The organism is Clostridioides sp. ZZV14-6154, assembly GCF_020657785.1.
GTDB lineage: Bacteria > Bacillota > Clostridia > Peptostreptococcales > Peptostreptococcaceae > Clostridioides.
Window position 1 is genome coordinate 137436 of sequence record NZ_JAGWCY010000003.1, and the last position, 19088, is coordinate 156523.

Sequence of the window (19088 nt, forward strand, 5' to 3'; positions counted from 1 at the left end):
TTTTAGTCCAAATAATCTACATTTATTACTCCTTCTATCATATTTATTTCTTTCATAACATCATGTAAGTGTATTCTCTTATCATAAGATATAAAAAAGTTAACTTTCCAATATTCTTCGCTACGACATTCTATTTCCATATTCCTTACAATAAGTTGATTTTTTTCAAATTTATCATATAAAAAAGGTATTGAATCTAAATTATTTATTTTTAATATCAATACATTTTTTTCTTGGCTAAATAGAAACGTATTTAGTATCCTAAGCACAAATAATGCTATCATTACAAACAACCATCCCAAAATTGCTAGCTCATAATAACCATAACCAACTGCTATACCAATACATGCAGTTGCCCACATACCTGCGGCTGTAGTAAGCCCCTTCACTCCACCTTTGTTCTTTAGAATTGCTCCTGCACCTAAAAAACCAATTCCTGACAGTACTTGAGCAGGCATTCTTGCTGGGTCAGCATTTGTATATAAACTATAGTCAGACAATAACTGGATTGAAGTTATTGAAGTAATACAAGAACCTATTGCTATTAATATATGTGTTCTAAATCCTGCAAACTGCCTTATCTTTTCTCTCTCTAGCCCTATTATGCCTCCTATAACTAATGCTAATAATAATCTTATTGCTATCTCCTTAGTTCCTATATCGCCCATAATATAAAACCTCCCGACCCAATTATAATTTATATCATATAAATAACTTCCACATCACACATCATATCATACAGATAATTTCTATATCAGAGATAATATCTTATATCTTAATATTATTATTAAGATATGAGAAATAGTAATATCTGTTAATTTTTAATACAAAAAAACCCACAACCGTGGGCTATTTGCTTAAGTACATGTATTTATTTATTAATATATCTATTTTCTTACTTGATTCTACGAGCTCTTCTTGAAATATTTCTGGATATTCTATGTATGTATTTATCTCTTCCCTAACTGCTTCAATTTCATTTTTTAACGTTTCTAATTCATTGTTCGCCATAATAATCACCACTATTACAAATTTGTATATTTTTATATACATTTTATCAAACAATATTATATTTTGTCAATATTATGTCAATAAAACTTACTATAAAAATGCTTTAATTTGGGTACTGTATACCTAGATACTAATCCTACAAACATACCCGTTACTAATGATGCCATTAACATAAATGGCAAGTATCCTATAGCAAGTATATTTTCTATTATTAAACTTGCAACTATTAATTGACCTATATTATGCCCTATTGCCCCTAAAATACTTATTCCTATCATTGATAATCCCTTTATTTTACTTGCTAAATACATAAATAAAAGGCTCAAATAAGCTCCTCCTATGCTAAATAAAAGATAAGATAGAGGACCTGCAAATATTGATGACAAAATTACCCTGATAGTAACAATTATAACAGTATCTCTGACACCTAACAACATTAATGAAATTAAAGTTATAATATTACTCAAACCCAATTTTGCTCCTGGAAATATAACTATAAGAGGATTTGGTATATATGTCTCTAACACATATAAGGCTAGACTGTATCCTATCATAAGACCTAAAAATGTCATTTTTCTAGTTTTCATTAAGTTAACTCCTCCAAATTTTATATATCATATTACATTATAATACAAAATATATAAAAACACCTAATTTAGACTAAAATATTCTATAATATATTTAAAATAAATATCAGTAATTTGAACTTGTAATTCCCCCTATAATCCTTGACTTTTTGTATCATACTTGTTACAATTTTAATGATAATGAATTTCATTAGGAGGTGTTAATAATGACTGTTTACGATTTGAAAATAGGAGAAAAAGGACTTATTAATAATATAGATGGAGATATTAAATTATCTAAAAGATTACTTGCACTTGGATGTATAAATAGTACTGAAATAGAAGTTAAAAAGGTTGCCCCATTTGGAGACCCAATTATAATTAGATTTAGAGGATTTGACCTAGCTATTAGAAAATCTGATGCTAAAAATATTTCTTTACAATAATAGAGGAGGAGCTACCCGTGATTAATGTAGCATTATTAGGAAACCCGAATGTTGGTAAGACTACTGTTTTTAACCTGCTTACAGGATCAAATCAGTATGTTGGTAACTGGCCTGGTGTTACTATTGAAAAAAAAGAAGGATTTATTGGGAAAGAAATAAAGGTTGTAGATTTACCTGGTATATATGCAATGGATACTTTCTCAAATGAAGAAAAGGTTTCTAAGTCATATTTAGAAAATGAAGATGTTGATGTAATAGTAAATGTAGTAGATGCTTCTAACTTATCTAGAAATCTCTACTTAACAACTCAACTTATGCAATTTAATAAACCTATAGTTATACTGCTTAACATGTTAGATATTGCAGAATCTAAAGGTGTTAATATAGACGATAAAAAATTAAGTGAAGAACTTGGAGTAATCGTTGTTCCAATCATCGCAAAAAAGAAAGATGGCGTAGAAAAAATAGAAGCAGAAATTAAAGATGCTACTAAAAAATCATTTAAATATCGAACAGACTTTGGAAGTGAAACAGAAACATATAAGAAGTTGGAATCTATCTTATCAAGATGTACAAAGACTACATATACACACAAAAAATCTATCAGTGATAAAATAGACAATATAGTTTTAAATCCTATATTAGCCTATCCTATATTTATTGGTGTATTGTTTCTTTTATTTAAGTTCACCTTTGATTGGGTTGGAGGTCCACTTCAAGAAGGCTTTGCAGGCCTTATAGAGGCTTATATCTCTACACCTGTTAGTGATATGTTAGCTAACTCTAGTCCATGGTTTAAATCACTTATTGTTGATGGTATAATTGGAGGTGTTGGTGGTACTTTACCATTCTTCCCTTTAATATTTACATTATTCTTTGGTATATCTCTATTTGAAGATAGTGGGTATATGTCAAGAACAGCATTTTTGATGGATAAGGTTATGAGAAAGGTTGGTCTATCTGGTAAAGCTTTTATACCTATAGTTATGGGTATGGGATGTTCTTCTCCTGCTATAATGGCAACTAGAACACTAGAAAGTGAAAAAGACAGAAGAGTTACAGCTCTTATTGCACCACTTATGACTTGTGGAGCAAAGCTACCTATATATGCATTATTTGTAGCTATATTTTTCCCACACAATGCTGCTTTAGTAACTACATCATTATACTTAGTTGGTATAGTTATGGCAATTGTGGTTGCACTACTTTTAAATAAAACAGCTTTTAAGACAGAATCTGAACCATTTATATTAGAGTTACCAGAATATAGAATACCTACTATAGATGCACTTATTAAAAATACTTGGAATAAATCAAAAGGATTTTTAATAAGAGTTGTTACTGTAATGTTTGCAATGTCAGTTGTTATTTGGGGACTTTCTTCATTTAATGTATTTGGATTTACAGAAGATATAAATGTAAGCTTTTTAGCTACTATAGGGCATATTATATCTCCTATATTTAAACCTCTTGGTTTTGATGACTGGAGAACTTCAGTTGCTATCTTAAGTGGTCTTGGAGCAAAAGAAATCGTGGTAAACTCTTTGAATATACTATATGGTAATTTGACTGTTGTATTACCAACAATATTTAATGGCGTTACTGCATATACATTCTTAATATTTACAGCTCTATATACTCCATGTATAGCTGCTCTTGCAACTATGAAAAAAGAATATGGCAATAAGATGATGTTTACATCATTTGCATATCAATTTATATTAGCATGGATAATGGCTTTTATAGTTAAAATCATTGGTGGAGTACTATTTATGGGAAATTCAGTAATGGAAGCTTTAGTTGGTGGAATAATCATAGTTCTTGCATTTTTAATTTTATTTAATAAATTTAAATCTACAAAAAATGGAAGTAGCTGTAGTGGATGTTCTGGTTGCTCTGGATGTCCAGGTTCTAATTCTTGCTCAATAGATGAAGATGATAACAAAAAAAGTAGTATACATTAATATATAGATATCTTATATTTAAAAGTAAATAAATTATGGTACTATCTTCTAAAGGATAGATTCATAAGAAAATTTTTTGGAATAATTAACGGTATAGCATAATTAAGTGCTATACCGTTTTTATTTTAAAGTTATAAAATTTATAAAAAAGCTGTATTCTTCTAGCTAATTTAGACTAACATTTTCATTTTCGTCTAGGCAAATTTCTATTGCTTCAAGCTAATGCGAAAAAACGTATATATCTAAAATCAATTATTTGCTCATATCTTTAGATTTATCTACACAAGCAACAATAGATTTTATAACTGCTGATCTAAATCCTTCTTCTTCTAACACTCTAACTGCTTCTATAGTAGTTCCTGCTGGAGAACAAACCATATCTTTTAATTCACCTGGATGTTTTCCAGTTTCAAGAACCATCTTAGCAGAGCCCATAACGGCTTGAGATGCAAATTTATAAGCTTGCTGTCTTGGCATACCAGCTAGTACTGCTGCGTCTGCAATAGCTTCTATAAACATAAATACATATGCAGGAGAAGAACCGCTAATACCTGTAACCGTATCCATTAAATATTCTGCTACTATTTCTGCTTCTCCAAATGATTCAAATAGAGCTTTAATCATATTCAATTCTTCATCAGTTACATTTGCATTTTTACAAAGAGCTGACATACCTTCTCCAACAAGTGCTGGAGTATTTGGCATTACTCTTACTATCTTTTTATCTGAACCTATAATGCTTTCAAGAGTTTCTATAGTTTTTCCTGCTGCTATTGATACTATTATTTTACTTGCATCTATTAATTCTTTAAGTGGAGCTAAAGCTTTTTCACATATATTAGGCTTAAGTGCTACTATCACTACATCTGAATTTGCAACAGCTACCTTTGAATCAGTTGTAGTATTTATTCCAAATTGTTCTTTTACTTTATCTAAAGCAACTTGACTTAAGTCTGATACAGTTATATCTTCTGCTTTTACTAATCCTGATTTTACTATACCACCTATCATTGCACTTCCCATATTTCCTGAACCAATAAATCCTAAAGTTTTCATATCAAATCTCCTCTTTTTCTATTAGTTTTTATTTTAAAGTAGCTAAATTTACAATATTTTAACTGCTTAAAATTATCTTAGTTATTATAAAATATAATTTTATTATGATTATTATAAATTACTTCTTTATATAGTTTATTAAATATAAATTTAACGATTTTTTCATTAAACTCAACGAGCTAACTTCCCATCCAGAAAGTTAGCTCAGAATTAATCTAAAATTTTTTAAAATGTTATCTAGTAATATATATACCATTATACCAGCTACATTTTTATATAGTAAGAAGTTTCCTTTACAAACAATCCTAGAATGTTTGCTCAGTTCTACCTATTATCTCATCTTGTAATGTTCTACTTAAATTATTGAAATGGTCACTATATCCTGCAACTCTAACTATTAAGTCTTTGTAATCTTGAGGATTCTTTTGAGCCTCCAATAATACATTTTTATCAAATACATTGAATTGTATATGATGTCCATCCATATTAAAGTATGCTCTTACCAGATTAGCCATATTGTCTAATCCTTTTTCACCTTGCACTACTGATGGCGCAAATCTTTGATTTAACAATGTTCCACCAGTTTTTATGTGGTCCATCTTAGCACAAGATTTTATAACTGCTGTAGGTCCATTAGTATCTCCACCTTTTTCTGGAGAGATTCCTTCTGAAACTGGTTTTGCACAAAGTCTACCATTTGCACTTGCTCCCATAATTTCTCCAAAGTATACATGGCAAGTAGTTGGCAACATATCTACTCTATATTCTCCACCACAAACAGTTGGTCTACCAGTTACTTCATTGTAATATGCATTAAATATTTCTTCCATTATTCCATCAGCATAATCATCATCATTTCCATACTTAGGAGTTTTATTTGCAACTATGTTAAGTATAGCTTCATATCCTTCAAAATTAGAATCAAGTGCCTTAAGTAATGTATCCATATCAAATTTTTTCTTGTCAAATACATTATATTTTATTGCTGTTAAACTATCTGTTATAGTTCCTATACCAACACCTTGTATATATCTAGTATTATATCTTGCTCCGCCTCTTTGATAGTCTTTGCCTTTTGCTATACAATCATCAACTATTGTAGACATAAGTGGACAAGGCATATGTTTTGCGCATATATTTTCTATTACAGCATTTCCTTGTATTTTTATATCAATCATATAATGTAACTGCTTTTTAAATGCATCAAATAATTCTTCATAAGATTTAAAATCTCTAGGGTCTCCAGTTTTAATACCTATTTGCTTTTTAGCAATTGGGTCATAACCGTTATTTAATGTTAATTCAAGTATTTTTGGAATGTTCATATATCCAGTTAAAACATATGCTTCCTTACCAAAACATCCAGTTTCAACACAACCACTAGTTCCTCCAAGTCTTGCATCTTCTATAGTTTTACCAGCTTCCATAAGCTCTTGAACTATTGCTTCAGTATTATAAAATGCTGGTTGACCCCATCCTTTTCTTGATATTTCACACGCTCTCTTTAAGAATTTTTGAGGAGTCTTTTTACTTATTTGAACATTTGAACTAGGTTGTATTAATTTCATTTCATCCATAACATCAAGTATTATATAACTAACTTCATTAACACCATCTTGACCATCTGGATTTATTCCACCAGTATTTATGTTTGCAAAGTCTGTATATGTGCTACTCTCTTTTAATGTTATACCAACTTTTGGTGGTGCTGGTTGATTGTTAAATTTAACCCATAAACATTCAAGTAATTCTTGTGCTTTTTCTCTATCTAATATTCCATTTTCTACATCTCTTTCATAGAAAGGATTTAAATGTTGGTCTAGTCTTCCTGGAGTAAATGCATCCCATATATTAAGCTCAGTAGTAACCCCTATATGAACAAACCAGTACATTTGTATAGCTTGATGATAAGTTTCTGGCTTATGAGCTGGTACAACATCACAAGTTTCAGCAATTAACAATAGGTCTTTTTTCTTAGCTTCATCAGTTTCTTCTTCTGCCATTTTTCTTGCCTTTTCAGCATATCTCTTTCCTAATATAACCATTGCATCACAAGCGATTGCCATAGCTTCTAAATCAGCTTTTTTGTTGTATGCATCTAAGTCATTAAGGAAATCTAATTCTTTTAGTCTTACTTCTATATCTTTCTTTAAATCTAAAAATCCTTTTTTATATATTGTATCTCCACAAACTGTGTGTCCTGGAGCTCTTTGTTCCATAAACTCTGTAAACATACCTGCTTCGTATGCTGCTAACCATTCAGGTGTCATAGCATTTATTATCTTATCTCTTGTTTGTCTCTTTTTCCAGAAAGGTATTATTTCCTCTTGATGTATTTTTCTAGATTCTTCAGACACACTAAAATTTATTATGTCTCTATTATGCATTACTTCTAAATCTTCCATTGTATGACAACAAATTTCTGGATATGTTGGTGCTCCATTAGGTGAATCTCCTTTTTCGCCTACTATTAATTCTCCATCATTTATACTAAGAGTTCTATTTTCAATGTAATGTTTAAATGATAAAGCACGAAGTACAGGAATTTCTACACTTCCTTCATATTTTTTATAAGCTTCTGTCATAAGTACTGCTCTTTCAATAGATATGTGTGGTTCTGCATTAACACTTTCTTCTCTTAATTTTTTAGTTCTTTCAAAAGTTCCTCTTGACATTTTATTACCCCCCAATCTTAGTATTGAAATTACTTGCTTCAAACAGCCTTTTTATTTCTTCTAATTTTTCTTCAGTAGGTCTTTGTAACTCTTCTCCTTCATATTTTTTATAAATTTTATCATACTTATGTTTACCAATATTATGATATGGAAGAAGACTTACATTTTTTATATTCAAAGGCTTTAAAAATTCTATCATTTTTTTAACCTCTAAATTTTCATCATCTACATTTACTCCTACAATTAATGGTATTCTTATATTTATATTAGCTCCTGATTCACTCAAAAGTTTAACATTTTTAAGTATTAAATCATTTGATTTTCCTGTAAATTTTATATGTTTTTCCTCATCAATAAGTTTAATATCGTATAAGAACAAATCTGCATATTTAGCAACTCTTTCATAATTTTCTGACTTTGCATATCCACAAGTATCAATTGCTACATGAATTCCCTTTGATTTACACATGTTTATTACTCCACAAATAAAATCCATGTCTTGAGCCATTACTTCTCCACCTGATAAAGTTACTCCTCCACCTGATTCTTCATAGAAAATTCTATCTTTTTCTATCTCTTTAACCAGTTCTTTAACAGAATACTCTTGACCAACTATTTCTCTAGCATTGTTTATACAATAATCTAAACAAGTTTCACAAAACTTACATTTATCTTGGTCTAGACATATTTTCGCTTCACCTTTGTAAATTGCTTTGTGAGGACATATATTTATACATGCTTCACATCTTGAACATCTCTCTTCATTATACAAAACTTGTTTTGTATATGTTTGACTTTCTGGATTATGACACCAAACACATTCAAGTGGGCATCCTTTAAAAAAAACTGTACTTCTTATCCCTGGACCATCATGTATACTACATTTTTGTAAATTTATAACTAATGGATTCATAATTTTTTCACCCCTAAAGAATATCCATTTCATTTTTTTCATCTTTATGTAATTCATCTTCATAGGTCATTTCTATGAAAAGCATTTCTACAATTACATAATACTATATTTGTTATTATTTTGTCTATATTTTTTTAGTAATATTAAAAATTTTTATTTTATTATGATATTTATATTGATTTTATAAATTAAATTTAAATATTTATTAATTTTATTTTTATAAGTAAATATAGATAATGTCTATAAACAATATGTTATTTTAATTAATTTAGATATATATACTATAAAAATTAAATAAAAATAGAGACTACACTTTACCATGTAGTCTCTGTTTCTCTAGTCACATTTAGAATTTTACATTTATTGTTACTGCTTTTCCGCCTCTATTTAATGTAAGTTTTGTGCTAGCACCTTTTGAGAAAGTATATAACTTTTTATTAAGGTCATTCATACCAGTTATATCTGCATCTCCTACTTTAGTTATAATATCCCCTACTTTTACTCCTGCTTTTTCTGCTGATGAACCAGATATCACTTCTGCAACATATACTCCTTTGTCAGTACTTAATTTTGTACCTGTAGCTGCTTCATAATTTGATACATCTGTTCCTTTTATACCTAAAGTTACTTTTTCATATTTTCCAGTTTTTATTACTTCTTCAACTATGCTTTTAGCTGTATTGATTGGTATCGCAAATCCTAACCCTTCTGCTTGAGAAGCTTTTGCTGTATTTATACCGATTACTTGACCTTTTTGATTTAACAATGGCCCTCCACTATTTCCTGCATTTATACTTGCATCAGTTTGTAATAACCCTGTCATATTAGTTTTTTCTGTTTGTATAGTTCTATCTAATCCACTTATTATCCCTTGAGTAACTGTCTTTTGGAAGTCTAGTCCAAGTGGGTTACCTATTGCTATTGATATATCTCCAACCTTTACTTTATCACTATCTGCAAATTCAGCTGGTGTTAATCCAGTTTTATCAACTTTAACTATAGCCAAATCAAGTTGTTGGTCAAACCATACCACTTTACCTGATGTTGTTGAACCATCATTAAATAAAACATTAACACTAGTTGCTTGACCATCTGATATAACATGAGAATTAGTAAGTATATATCCATTTGAATCTACTATAATCCCAGTTCCTACTCCTTGTGTTTCAGTTGGTATTGCAAACATATTACTAGTATCGACACTAGTTGTCGTAATACCTACAACAGATGGTGTTGCCTTTTCTGCAACTGCTTGATAAATATTTTGGCTCTTTCCATCATCATTTACAACTATAGGTGTAGAACTTCCTGTAGATTTACTTCCTAAATTATCTTTAACTAAAATTATTGTTAGTAAACTACTAAGTATTGAACTTATTATAGCGACTAATATTACTAAACTTATACCTTTCTTTCTTCTTGACATCTCACACCACTCCCTATCTAATATAATATAAATTATCAAAATATATTTTTCCCAATTTTCCATAAAAAAATGAAATCATCTATTTTGAGTAAACTCTCTTTCGATGATTTCATTATATTATTCTAATCTTAATTAAACCTTAACTATCTAAAATTATTTAAGTCTTTTTTCTAATTCTTCTTTTTCCTTTTCATAACCTGGTTTTCCTAGCAAAGCAAACATATTTTTCTTGTATGCTTCTACTCCTGGTTGGTCAAATGGATTAACTCCTAGTAAATATCCACTTATTCCACAAGCTTTTTCAAAGAAATACACTAAGTATCCAAAATTATACTCATCTAATTGAGGTATATTTATTACTAAGTTAGGCACTTTTCCATCAGTATGTGCTAATAAAGTCCCTTCAAAAGCTTTGTGATTTACAAAATCTACAGTTTTGCCTGCTAAATAATTTAAACCATCTAAATCTACTTCTTCTGAATTTATAGTTATATTTCTCTTAGAACTTTCAACATTAAGTACTGTTTCAAATAAAAGTCTTTTTCCATCTTGAATATATTGTCCCATAGAATGTAAATCTGTTGAAAAATCTACAGAAGCAGGGAATAAGCCTTTATTTTCTTTTCCTTCACTTTCTCCATAAAGTTGTTTCCACCACTCACTCACATAATGTAGTTGAGGTTCATAGTTAACCAATAACTCTACATCTTTTCCTTTTCTATGTAAAATTGTTCTAGCTACAGCATATTTATAACTGTCATTATTTTTTAAGTCAGAATTTTGAAATGCTTCACGAGCATCATTTGCACCATTCATCATGGCATCAATATCAAGTCCTGCAGCTGCAATAGGAAGTAATCCAACAGCTGTCAATACAGAAAAACGACCACCTACATCATCTGGTATTACAAAAGTCTCATACCCTTCTTCTGTAGCTAATTGTCTAAGTGCACCTTTACTTGAATCTGTTGTTGCATATATTCTCTTTCTAGCTTCTTCTTTTCCATATTTTTTTTCTAGATAATTTTTAAATATTCTAAAAGCAAGAGCTGGCTCTGTAGTAGTACCTGATTTAGATATTACATTTACAGAAACATCTTTACCTTCAATTACATCTAGTAAATCCATAATATATGTTGAACTTATATTATGACCTACAAAATATACTTCAGGAGCATTTCTTTGCTCTTTTTTAAGCCCATTTCTAAAAGAATGACTTACCATGTCTATAGCAGCTCTTGAACCCAAATAAGAGCCTCCTATACCGATTACTAAAAGAACCTCTGAGTCAGACTTTATCTTTTCAGCAGATTTTTTTATTCTAGCAAACTCTTCCTTATCATAATTTTTAGGAAGGTCTATCCATCCTAAAAAAGTATTTCCTAAACCAGTTTTATTATGTAACATATCATGTGCCACATCTACATACGGCTGCATGACATCTATTTCTTTTTGGCAAAAAAATTCCGTAGCTTTACTATAATCAAAATTTATTTTTCCCATTTAAATCCCTCTTTTCAGCATATGCGTTTTACAGAGATTATAACACAAAATCTAGGTGTTTTTTTAAAAAGTTTGCCACAAAATAATACATATATCCTCAAGCATTATTAGGAAATCGATTCTTCTAAATATTACAACTATTTGCCAATTATAAAATTTTAATTAAATAAAATTATACCAAATATAGGTTTTATCTCACTTTCAAACTTCCTTTTAGATGCACATGACTCCCAAATACTGGATGGATAAGGTATTTGTCATCTATTACAACATATTCTTTAAATGATTTTTAGATGTTATATCTTCAAATACCTATCTGGATTTCATAAAGAATTAAAATACACTACAGTAAGGATTGACAAAAAATAATGTTTTGTTTAAACTGATTGAAATATGCTTTATACATACTCAATAGGTAAATGTAAATAAACTTAAGTTGGAGGTACAGTTCTCATGAAAAAATTTATTGAAATAAATGGTAAGAAGAATTTTATATATTCATATGGTCAAGGTTCCATTACTTTAGTGCTTTTATCAGGTTCAGGCATACCTTTCCCAAATTTTGAATATATGTCTTTAGCAAAAACGTTAGCAAAAACCTATCGAGTGATTGGAATCGAAAAACTGGGCTATGGACATAGTGATTTATCTGAGAATAACCGAAATATAAATGTTGTTGTTCATGAGTACAGATGCATACTACAAGAGTTAGGAATAAAAACACCTATTGTACTAGTAGCACATAGTGTGGGATTTTTAGAGGCTCTCCGTTGGGGACAGCAAAATCCTTCTGAAATTGCTGGTATTATTGGTATTGATCCCGCAACACCAGAATGCTATAATAGAGACTTTAACATAGATGATGCTACAAATAAACTAATAGAGCTATCAAATGATGAACACCTCAGAAAAGTAACAACCAACGCTTTAATAGAGCAATTAGTAGAAGAACATTGTATTCCATTAATAGAAAAGAAAGAGCTTGAAAACGTGTTATATCATAATCTTGCCAATCAAAATTGGATTAGTGAAGCCAAAAATTTAAGAAATACGATTGCTCTAATAGAAAGGGACAATCCATATTTACAGATTCCAATGCTTTTCTTTATATCAAATGGAGAAGGAACTGGGATAGAAAAACAGAGTTGGATAAACCATCCTTTACAATATTTAAATAATATTAAAATTGCTCAATATGAATTATTTGATTATCCACATAATCTATATAAATTTGTATATAAAGAAATTGCTGAAATATCAGAGAAATTTCTTTCAAAGTATTTAGTTTAGAAAACTAGAATCCTATTTACTTAGGTTGATTAAAATATGGTAAACAATAAAAAGTTATACAATAAAGATGATTGGATTTTCAGTAATTAATCAATAAAAAAATAAACTCTAAACTATCATCTAGAGTTTATTTTTTGTTTATTCTTTATTTTAATTCTTACATCATTTTAAGATATTATTTTTAATCCTTTCCTAACCTTTTAGCTATAACTTGTTGTGCTATGTTGACAGCATGGTCAGAAATTCTCTCTAGATTACTTATTACATCTAAATAGATAACACCATTCTCTATACTACATAAGTTATTATTCAATCTATACATATGATTAGCTCTACAAGATTTCTCCATTATATCAACTTGCTCTTCAATTTTTATAACTTTATAAGCCAAGTCTACATTATCAGTTCTCATTGATTCTAAGGCATAAGTATATGATGAAACGACTTTATTGTACATAATATCAAGTTCAGATTGTCCTTCTTTAGAGAAAGAAACATTTGAATCTATTGCAACTTGAGATAATTCAGCTATATTTTTAGCATGGTCACCAATTCTTTCTATATCATTAACTGTATTAAATAAGGTGTCCACAACTTCTCTGGAATGATCATCTAAAGGTGCTTTTGAAAGCTTAAGCAAATAATTTAAAATAGCTTTTTGTAAATCATTTATTAGTTTTTCACGTCTGTATGTCTTATCTATTTTTTCAGTTGAATGTTCTACTAACGCTTCCATAGATGCATTTAAACTTTCCTTAGCTTTTTCTCCCATACGAAGTGCTTCTTTTATCGTATTAGCAAGAGCTATAGAAGGAGTTTCTATCATTCTATCATCTATATATTTAATAGTCTTAGCTTCATCTTCATCTGCGTCACCAGCTTTATCAGGAACAAGCTTAATTGCTAGTTTTATGATAATCTTTGTAAATGGTAGAAGTATTAAGACAGATATAATATTAAACAATGTGTGTGTATTAGCTATTTGTCTTGCAACATTACTTGGGTCCCAACTTGTAACTAAATTTACAATTGGTTTATTCAACAACACTAAGAATATTACTGTTCCCAAAACATTGAAGATTAAATGCATCATAGCTGCTCTTCGTGCATTTTTATTAGCACCAATACTTGATAACAATGAAGTTACACATGTACCAATATTTTGACCATAAAGAATTGGTAATGCTGCTGCCAATGGGATTAAACCTTCTGCTGCTAATGCAACCAACATACCCATAGATGCACTTGAACTCTGTATTATTGCTGTAATACCAAACCCTAATAATAGTCCAAGTAGTGGATAATTACCAAATGTAACAAGTAAATCAGTGAATCCTTGATAGTCTTTTAATGGCTCAACTGCCATTTTCATAAAATCCATACCTGTAAATAATATCCCAAAACCTATAAGTATTTCAGCTATATTTTTTATTCTAGGTTTATTTCCAAATAAATAAAGTATAATACCTATACCTAATGCTACTGGAGCCATTCCAGTTAAATCAAAAGATACTAATTGGGCTGTAACAGTAGTACCTATATTAGCACCCATTATAACCCCTATTGCTTGTTTTAAAGTCATTATTCCTGCATTTACAAAACCAACAACCATTACAGTAGTAGCACTTGAACTTTGTATTACTGCTGTAACTCCTGTACCTACTAAAACTCCCATAAATAGATTACTAGTAAGTAATTTTATTATCTTTTTTAATTTTGTCCCAGCAGATTTTTGTAGACCTTCTCCCATAAGGTTCATACCATATAAGAACAGCCCTAATCCACCCATTAGACTTATTATAATGTTCAAATTATTTCCTCCTTGTAAAGAGATTACTATATTTAAAAATTTTATAACCTATTGTATTTTATCAAATTATAGGAGTAGTAATGTTAAATTCATGTTAAATATTAAAAAATCATTAAATTTATGTTAAATTTTTGTGCTATTAGCATATTTTTGTATTATTTTTTCTGAACATTTTATACCATCGACTGCCGCTGTGACTATTCCACCTGCATATCCAGCACCTTCACCACAAGGATATAAATTTTTAACACTTATTGATTCCAAACTGTTTTCATCTCTTACTATTCTTATTGGTGATGATGACCTAGTTTCTACACCAGTTAAAACTGCATCATGCATTGCAAATCCATTTAATTTTTTATCAAGAGAGATAAATGCTTCTCTCATAGTTTCTATCACAAAACTAGGCAAACATTCATTCAAATTTGTAAGCTTATATCCAGGTTTATATGATGGTTCAACACTTCCTAAATTTTCAGAAGTCTTATTATTAATAAAATCTCCAACAAGTTGAACTGGAGCATTGTAATTTTTACCACCTAATTCAAAAGCTAATTTCTCATATTTTTGCTGAAAATGAACCCCTGCTAGTGGATTATCACTATCAAAATCTTCAGGAAGTACATTTACTAGAAATGCGCTATTAGCATTTATTTTATCTCTTGCATGTTCACTCATTCCATTTGTAACTATTTCAAAATCATTTGATGCAGATGCTATGACACTGCCTCCTGGGCACATACAAAAAGTATATGCTGTTCTTCCATTTGAGACATGCTCTATAAGTCTATAATCAGCAGCTCCTAATCGAGGATGATTATAAAATTCCTTATACTGTGCTTTATTTATCAGGTCTTGAGGATGTTCAATTCTAGCTCCTATTGCAAATGGTTTCTGAATTATTTTTACACCTCTTGAATGCAACATCTCATAAGTATCTCTTGCACTATGCCCAACAGCTAATATAACTGCATCTGTATCTATTTTTTCGCTATCATTTACAATTACAGATTGTATAGAATTATTTAATACAACTATATCTGTCACTTTTGAATCAAATTTAACTTGTCCACCTAGATTTATTATTTCATTTCTTATATTTTTAACTACACTTTTTAATATATCTGTACCAACATGTGGCTTATGTGAATATAATATTTCATCTGGTGCTCCAAACTGAACTAATTCTTCTAGCACTTTTCTACATCGTATATCTTTTATTCTAGTTGTGAGTTTCCCATCTGAAAAAGTTCCTGCTCCACCTTCTCCAAATTGAACATTTGAATTATTTTTAAACTTTCTAGTTGTCCAAAAATCACTTATATCCTTAGTTCTACTATCAACATCAAGACCTCTTTCAAGTAGAATTGGTTCATAACCCATTTGAGCCAAAATAAGCCCTGCAAATAAGCCAGCTGGTCCACTTCCAATTACTAAAGGTCTATTATTTAATTTTTTATGACCCATAGCTACATTTACATATTTTACATCTTTTATCTTTGTTACATCTTTTATTTTTGAGCTTAGTATTTTACTTTCATCTCTAACTTCTACATCTACAGAATAAACAAATTCCATCTTTCCTTTTTTTCTAGCGTCTATAGATTCTTTATATATACTGTATTTTATTAAATTTTTTTCTTTTATTCTTAACTTCTTAAGTACAATATCTTTTAATAAAGATATATCTTTATCGATTCCAAGTTTTATATTAGATACCCTTAACATATTGTTTTCCTCTCTTAGATTGTAATATAAAAAAGCTAGGGTTACTCCTAGCTTTCTACAAATATAACTTCTATATTCTCTTTTACTAGATTTTCTACCCAAATTTCGTCTAGCACAAATTTCTTTATTTTGTCTACAATAAGTTCTTTATCCAAACCCTTTTTTAGATTTTTCACTAAAACCATCGCTTCAACCGATTTATTCAATCTTTCAACGTATAAAGAATTCACTTTAATTAATATAACCCTTAATTCACATATATATAACTCTTCACTACCTAAAGTGATTTCATCATCGTATTTATATATACTAAATTCATATATGTTTTCATATGGTGTTATATTTTCTATCCCAATAAACTCCATTAACTTATCCTCTTTTAGTTATAAGACCTCTTATAACTTTCATGTTATTAAATACTTTTTCTAAGAAGTTTTCTGCTTCTTCATTATCCAAAAGATTTATTTCAAGATTTTCATTTTCTACAATATCTTTAGATTTGCAGTACTCTTTAGCAACTTCTATTAGTTCATTTTTTCTATCCATAGGTAAATCGAACTCTTTATAGTCTATTATTATATATTGTTTAGTATCAGGTGATACACCATTATTATATCCTATTTCTATATGATAAATAACTGCATATATTTCTTCTCCGTCGTATACAGGTACTGCTGGGTTAGATTTTATAAAGTTTGTTGATACAGCAATTGCATTTCCTAAACTAAGACTCATTATTAATACCTCTTTCTACACATTATACATATATTATACTATAGATTCTTTATCTATGACTTAAAGCTTTTTATAATTAATTAAGATATTTTTAAATCTTTGTATCTTTTTCCTAATGTACTAGAGCTTATATCATATTTTTTTGATATTTGTACTTGAGTTATAGCTTGTCCTGCTTCTTTCTTAACATAGTATTCGACCGCAGCTGCCCAACCACTTTCAGCTCCTTTTATATTTTCATGACTTTTCTTATATTCATTCCAGAACTCTATACATGCATCTATATTTTCTTTTTCCACATTTTCTTTAAGAGTATCTAAAACCTTACATTCTACTTCAGCTAATTCACCTTCTGAATTAACTTTTTTATTATTATTCATATCTCTTTCTCTTTTTAAATATTCAGCTATACTTGGGTCTAAAAGCTGTTGTATATATTTATATAATACATGTGTATGATAAATTAAGAACGTCTTCATATCTTTATATAAGTCTTCATATTGATTGAATAAATTCATAACATCATTTAAAATTATATCTTTAACTTCATTTGATATACTTATAGTTACATCTATTAATATATTAGTTCCTTCAACATCAATTATTCTAGCTATCATACAGCTTCCGATTTTAAAGCTTCTTAGAAGTTTTACATCTTCTGTGTAAAGTTCTTTCCCACTTAAACAATCTCTTAAAACTATTTTTCCTGTAGAAATTTCTTTTACTTCGTAAATGCTTACATAGGATTCAAATAAACTTTTTAATATTGCGATTTCTGATTGACTTAGGCTTGCACCATTCTCTTCAAGAAATCCAACCGTCATGACCTTTTTATTTTCCATTATGTGGTCTTGTATTAAATACGTATTAAAAAATCTTTCAAACTTTTCATTTACATTATCATTTTGCATTATATAAAACATTTCTTTAGCTTTTTCACATTCATCTTTGAATCTATCATGTCTTGAATAATCATATAATTTTGAATATAAATCTGTATATTGCTTTTGTGAAAGTTCAGTTTTTCTGCTTGCTCTTTCTGAAACAATATCTTTATTTAAACAACATTTCTTGTATTTTTTGCCACTTCCACAAGGGCATAGCTCATTTCTCCCTAACAATATGACTTCCACTCCCTTATTATTAAATTAAAGTACAATTTGTTATTATACCATTTTTTTATCAATCAATCTATAGTATAAGCAAATATTATCTCAAATTTACTTATATTTTGGTACAATATATTCACTTTAATTAGGATTTCGATAAAATCACTAACAATCCCTCTTACAGAAATGGATTATCGTAAAACTAATTCTTCTATAAAGTTTTATGAATTGATAATAGTTTTTTACTTTATCTATTCTTTTTTGTTATGTGACTCTAATTGTCATTTTACATTCTACAAGATTGCTTTTTTCTTGTTTATATTCGTTTGAGAGATTTTTGACCTCAAGATTACTTGTTTTTAATTTATTAATTTCTATTTTTTCAATTTTATTATGTAACTTTAAGTTCTTCATTACACCTTCAAGTTTCAACACATTTTCAAGTTCCCCATTAACTTTTACTTCTAAATTAGTTTGTTTTTTATTGTAGTTGTCTAAGCTACTTTCTTGATTGATATATTCCACACTTACAATATCTCTCAATTCATTTTCTACTAATAATACTATATCTTTATTTGTTTTTTTATCTAAAAATGAATTATTAAAATTATTTTTTAATTCTGTATTGCTATCTAATTCAACATTTTTTACATATCTATTATCTTTATGCTTTTTATCCTTCATTTTATAATTATCTTGTCGTTTTATTTCATTCACTATATTTTGTTTTTCTTTCTTCAAATTAGTTAGGTTATCTTCTAGAGGTCTGGACATTACATTAACTACTAATACAATAATTAATATTAGCAATATTTTCATCAGATTTTTTTCTCTCTTATTTAATTTCAAAATTAAT

17 protein-coding genes are annotated in these 19088 nt (G+C 28.9%); 3 read left to right on the forward strand and 14 right to left on the reverse strand.

Annotated features, from left to right (window positions below; translation table 11 throughout):
• Nucleotides 1-2: 2 nt before the first annotated feature.
• The 3 genes from KGF45_RS09895 to KGF45_RS09905 form a co-directional block, all read right to left on the reverse strand.
• Nucleotides 3-668 (reverse strand): MgtC/SapB family protein, encoded by a 666-nt coding sequence (locus KGF45_RS09895; protein WP_227828304.1) that lies wholly within the window; start codon nucleotides 666-668, stop codon nucleotides 3-5.
• A 181-nt stretch (nucleotides 669-849) separates the two neighbouring features.
• A complete protein-coding gene (locus KGF45_RS09900) occupies nucleotides 850-1011 on the reverse strand; it encodes an aspartyl-phosphate phosphatase Spo0E family protein (RefSeq protein ID WP_021386276.1) in 162 nt (53 codons plus the stop codon).
• A 77-nt stretch (nucleotides 1012-1088) separates the two neighbouring features.
• Nucleotides 1089-1598 carry a Gx transporter family protein gene (locus KGF45_RS09905; RefSeq protein ID WP_227828303.1) on the reverse strand — a complete coding sequence of 170 codons (510 nt, stop codon included), beginning with the start codon at nucleotides 1596-1598 and terminating at the stop codon, nucleotides 1089-1091.
• A 206-nt stretch (nucleotides 1599-1804) separates the two neighbouring features.
• Between KGF45_RS09905 and KGF45_RS09910 the strand changes: the two genes are divergently transcribed.
• A complete protein-coding gene (locus KGF45_RS09910; RefSeq protein ID WP_227433680.1) occupies nucleotides 1805-2023 on the forward strand; it encodes a FeoA family protein in 219 nt (72 codons plus the stop codon).
• Between the two features lie 17 nt (nucleotides 2024-2040).
• Nucleotides 2041-3987: a ferrous iron transport protein B gene (gene feoB, locus KGF45_RS09915; protein ID WP_227842437.1), complete on the forward strand. Its 1947-nt coding sequence runs from the start codon at nucleotides 2041-2043 to the stop codon at nucleotides 3985-3987.
• Between the two features lie 252 nt (nucleotides 3988-4239).
• On the opposite strand, the gene proC is transcribed toward feoB, so the two are convergent.
• From proC to KGF45_RS09940, 5 genes are all read right to left on the reverse strand, one after another.
• A complete protein-coding gene (gene proC, locus KGF45_RS09920; RefSeq protein WP_227828301.1) occupies nucleotides 4240-5043 on the reverse strand; it encodes a pyrroline-5-carboxylate reductase in 804 nt (267 codons plus the stop codon).
• Between the two features lie 305 nt (nucleotides 5044-5348).
• Nucleotides 5349-7718 (reverse strand): trans-4-hydroxy-L-proline dehydratase, encoded by a 2370-nt coding sequence (hypD, locus tag KGF45_RS09925; protein WP_227828300.1) that lies wholly within the window; start codon nucleotides 7716-7718, stop codon nucleotides 5349-5351.
• A gap of 4 nt (nucleotides 7719-7722) precedes the next feature.
• Nucleotides 7723-8631: a trans-4-hydroxy-L-proline dehydratase activase gene (locus tag KGF45_RS09930; protein WP_227842439.1), complete on the reverse strand. Its 909-nt coding sequence runs from the start codon at nucleotides 8629-8631 to the stop codon at nucleotides 7723-7725.
• Nucleotides 8632-8977: 346 nt separating this feature from the next.
• A complete protein-coding gene (gene htrA, locus KGF45_RS09935) occupies nucleotides 8978-10057 on the reverse strand; it encodes a serine protease HtrA (protein WP_227828298.1) in 1080 nt (359 codons plus the stop codon).
• Between the two features lie 153 nt (nucleotides 10058-10210).
• Entirely contained in the window at nucleotides 10211-11560 is a 1350-nt protein-coding gene (locus KGF45_RS09940) for a glucose-6-phosphate isomerase (RefSeq protein ID WP_227828297.1), read from the reverse strand.
• 453 nt (nucleotides 11561-12013) lie between these two features.
• Between KGF45_RS09940 and KGF45_RS09945 the strand changes: the two genes are divergently transcribed.
• Complete coding sequence (locus KGF45_RS09945; RefSeq protein WP_227840312.1) at nucleotides 12014-12850, forward strand: alpha/beta fold hydrolase; 837 nt, start codon at nucleotides 12014-12016, stop codon at nucleotides 12848-12850.
• Nucleotides 12851-13031: 181 nt separating this feature from the next.
• Here the strand turns inward: KGF45_RS09945 and KGF45_RS09950 are convergent, their stop codons facing one another.
• The 6 genes from KGF45_RS09950 to KGF45_RS09975 form a co-directional block, all read right to left on the reverse strand.
• Nucleotides 13032-14660 carry a Na/Pi cotransporter family protein gene (locus tag KGF45_RS09950; protein ID WP_227842441.1) on the reverse strand — a complete coding sequence of 543 codons (1629 nt, stop codon included), beginning with the start codon at nucleotides 14658-14660 and terminating at the stop codon, nucleotides 13032-13034.
• A 123-nt stretch (nucleotides 14661-14783) separates the two neighbouring features.
• The gene (locus KGF45_RS09955) at nucleotides 14784-16388 is read right to left on the reverse strand and encodes an FAD-dependent protein (protein WP_227842443.1); all 1605 of its coding nucleotides are present in this window, start codon (nucleotides 16386-16388) and stop codon (nucleotides 14784-14786) included.
• A gap of 47 nt (nucleotides 16389-16435) precedes the next feature.
• Nucleotides 16436-16753, reverse strand: a complete 318-nt coding sequence (locus tag KGF45_RS09960) for a hypothetical protein (protein WP_227842446.1) — start codon at nucleotides 16751-16753, stop codon at nucleotides 16436-16438.
• A 4-nt stretch (nucleotides 16754-16757) separates the two neighbouring features.
• The gene (locus tag KGF45_RS09965) at nucleotides 16758-17123 is read right to left on the reverse strand and encodes a hypothetical protein (RefSeq protein WP_227828292.1); all 366 of its coding nucleotides are present in this window, start codon (nucleotides 17121-17123) and stop codon (nucleotides 16758-16760) included.
• Between the two features lie 80 nt (nucleotides 17124-17203).
• On the reverse strand, nucleotides 17204-18244 hold the full coding sequence (locus KGF45_RS09970; protein ID WP_227828291.1) for an SEC-C domain-containing protein: 1041 nt from the start codon (nucleotides 18242-18244) through the stop codon (nucleotides 17204-17206).
• Nucleotides 18245-18496: 252 nt separating this feature from the next.
• Nucleotides 18497-19081, reverse strand: a complete 585-nt coding sequence (locus KGF45_RS09975) for a hypothetical protein (protein ID WP_227842447.1) — start codon at nucleotides 19079-19081, stop codon at nucleotides 18497-18499.
• Nucleotides 19082-19088: the final 7 nt, after the last annotated feature.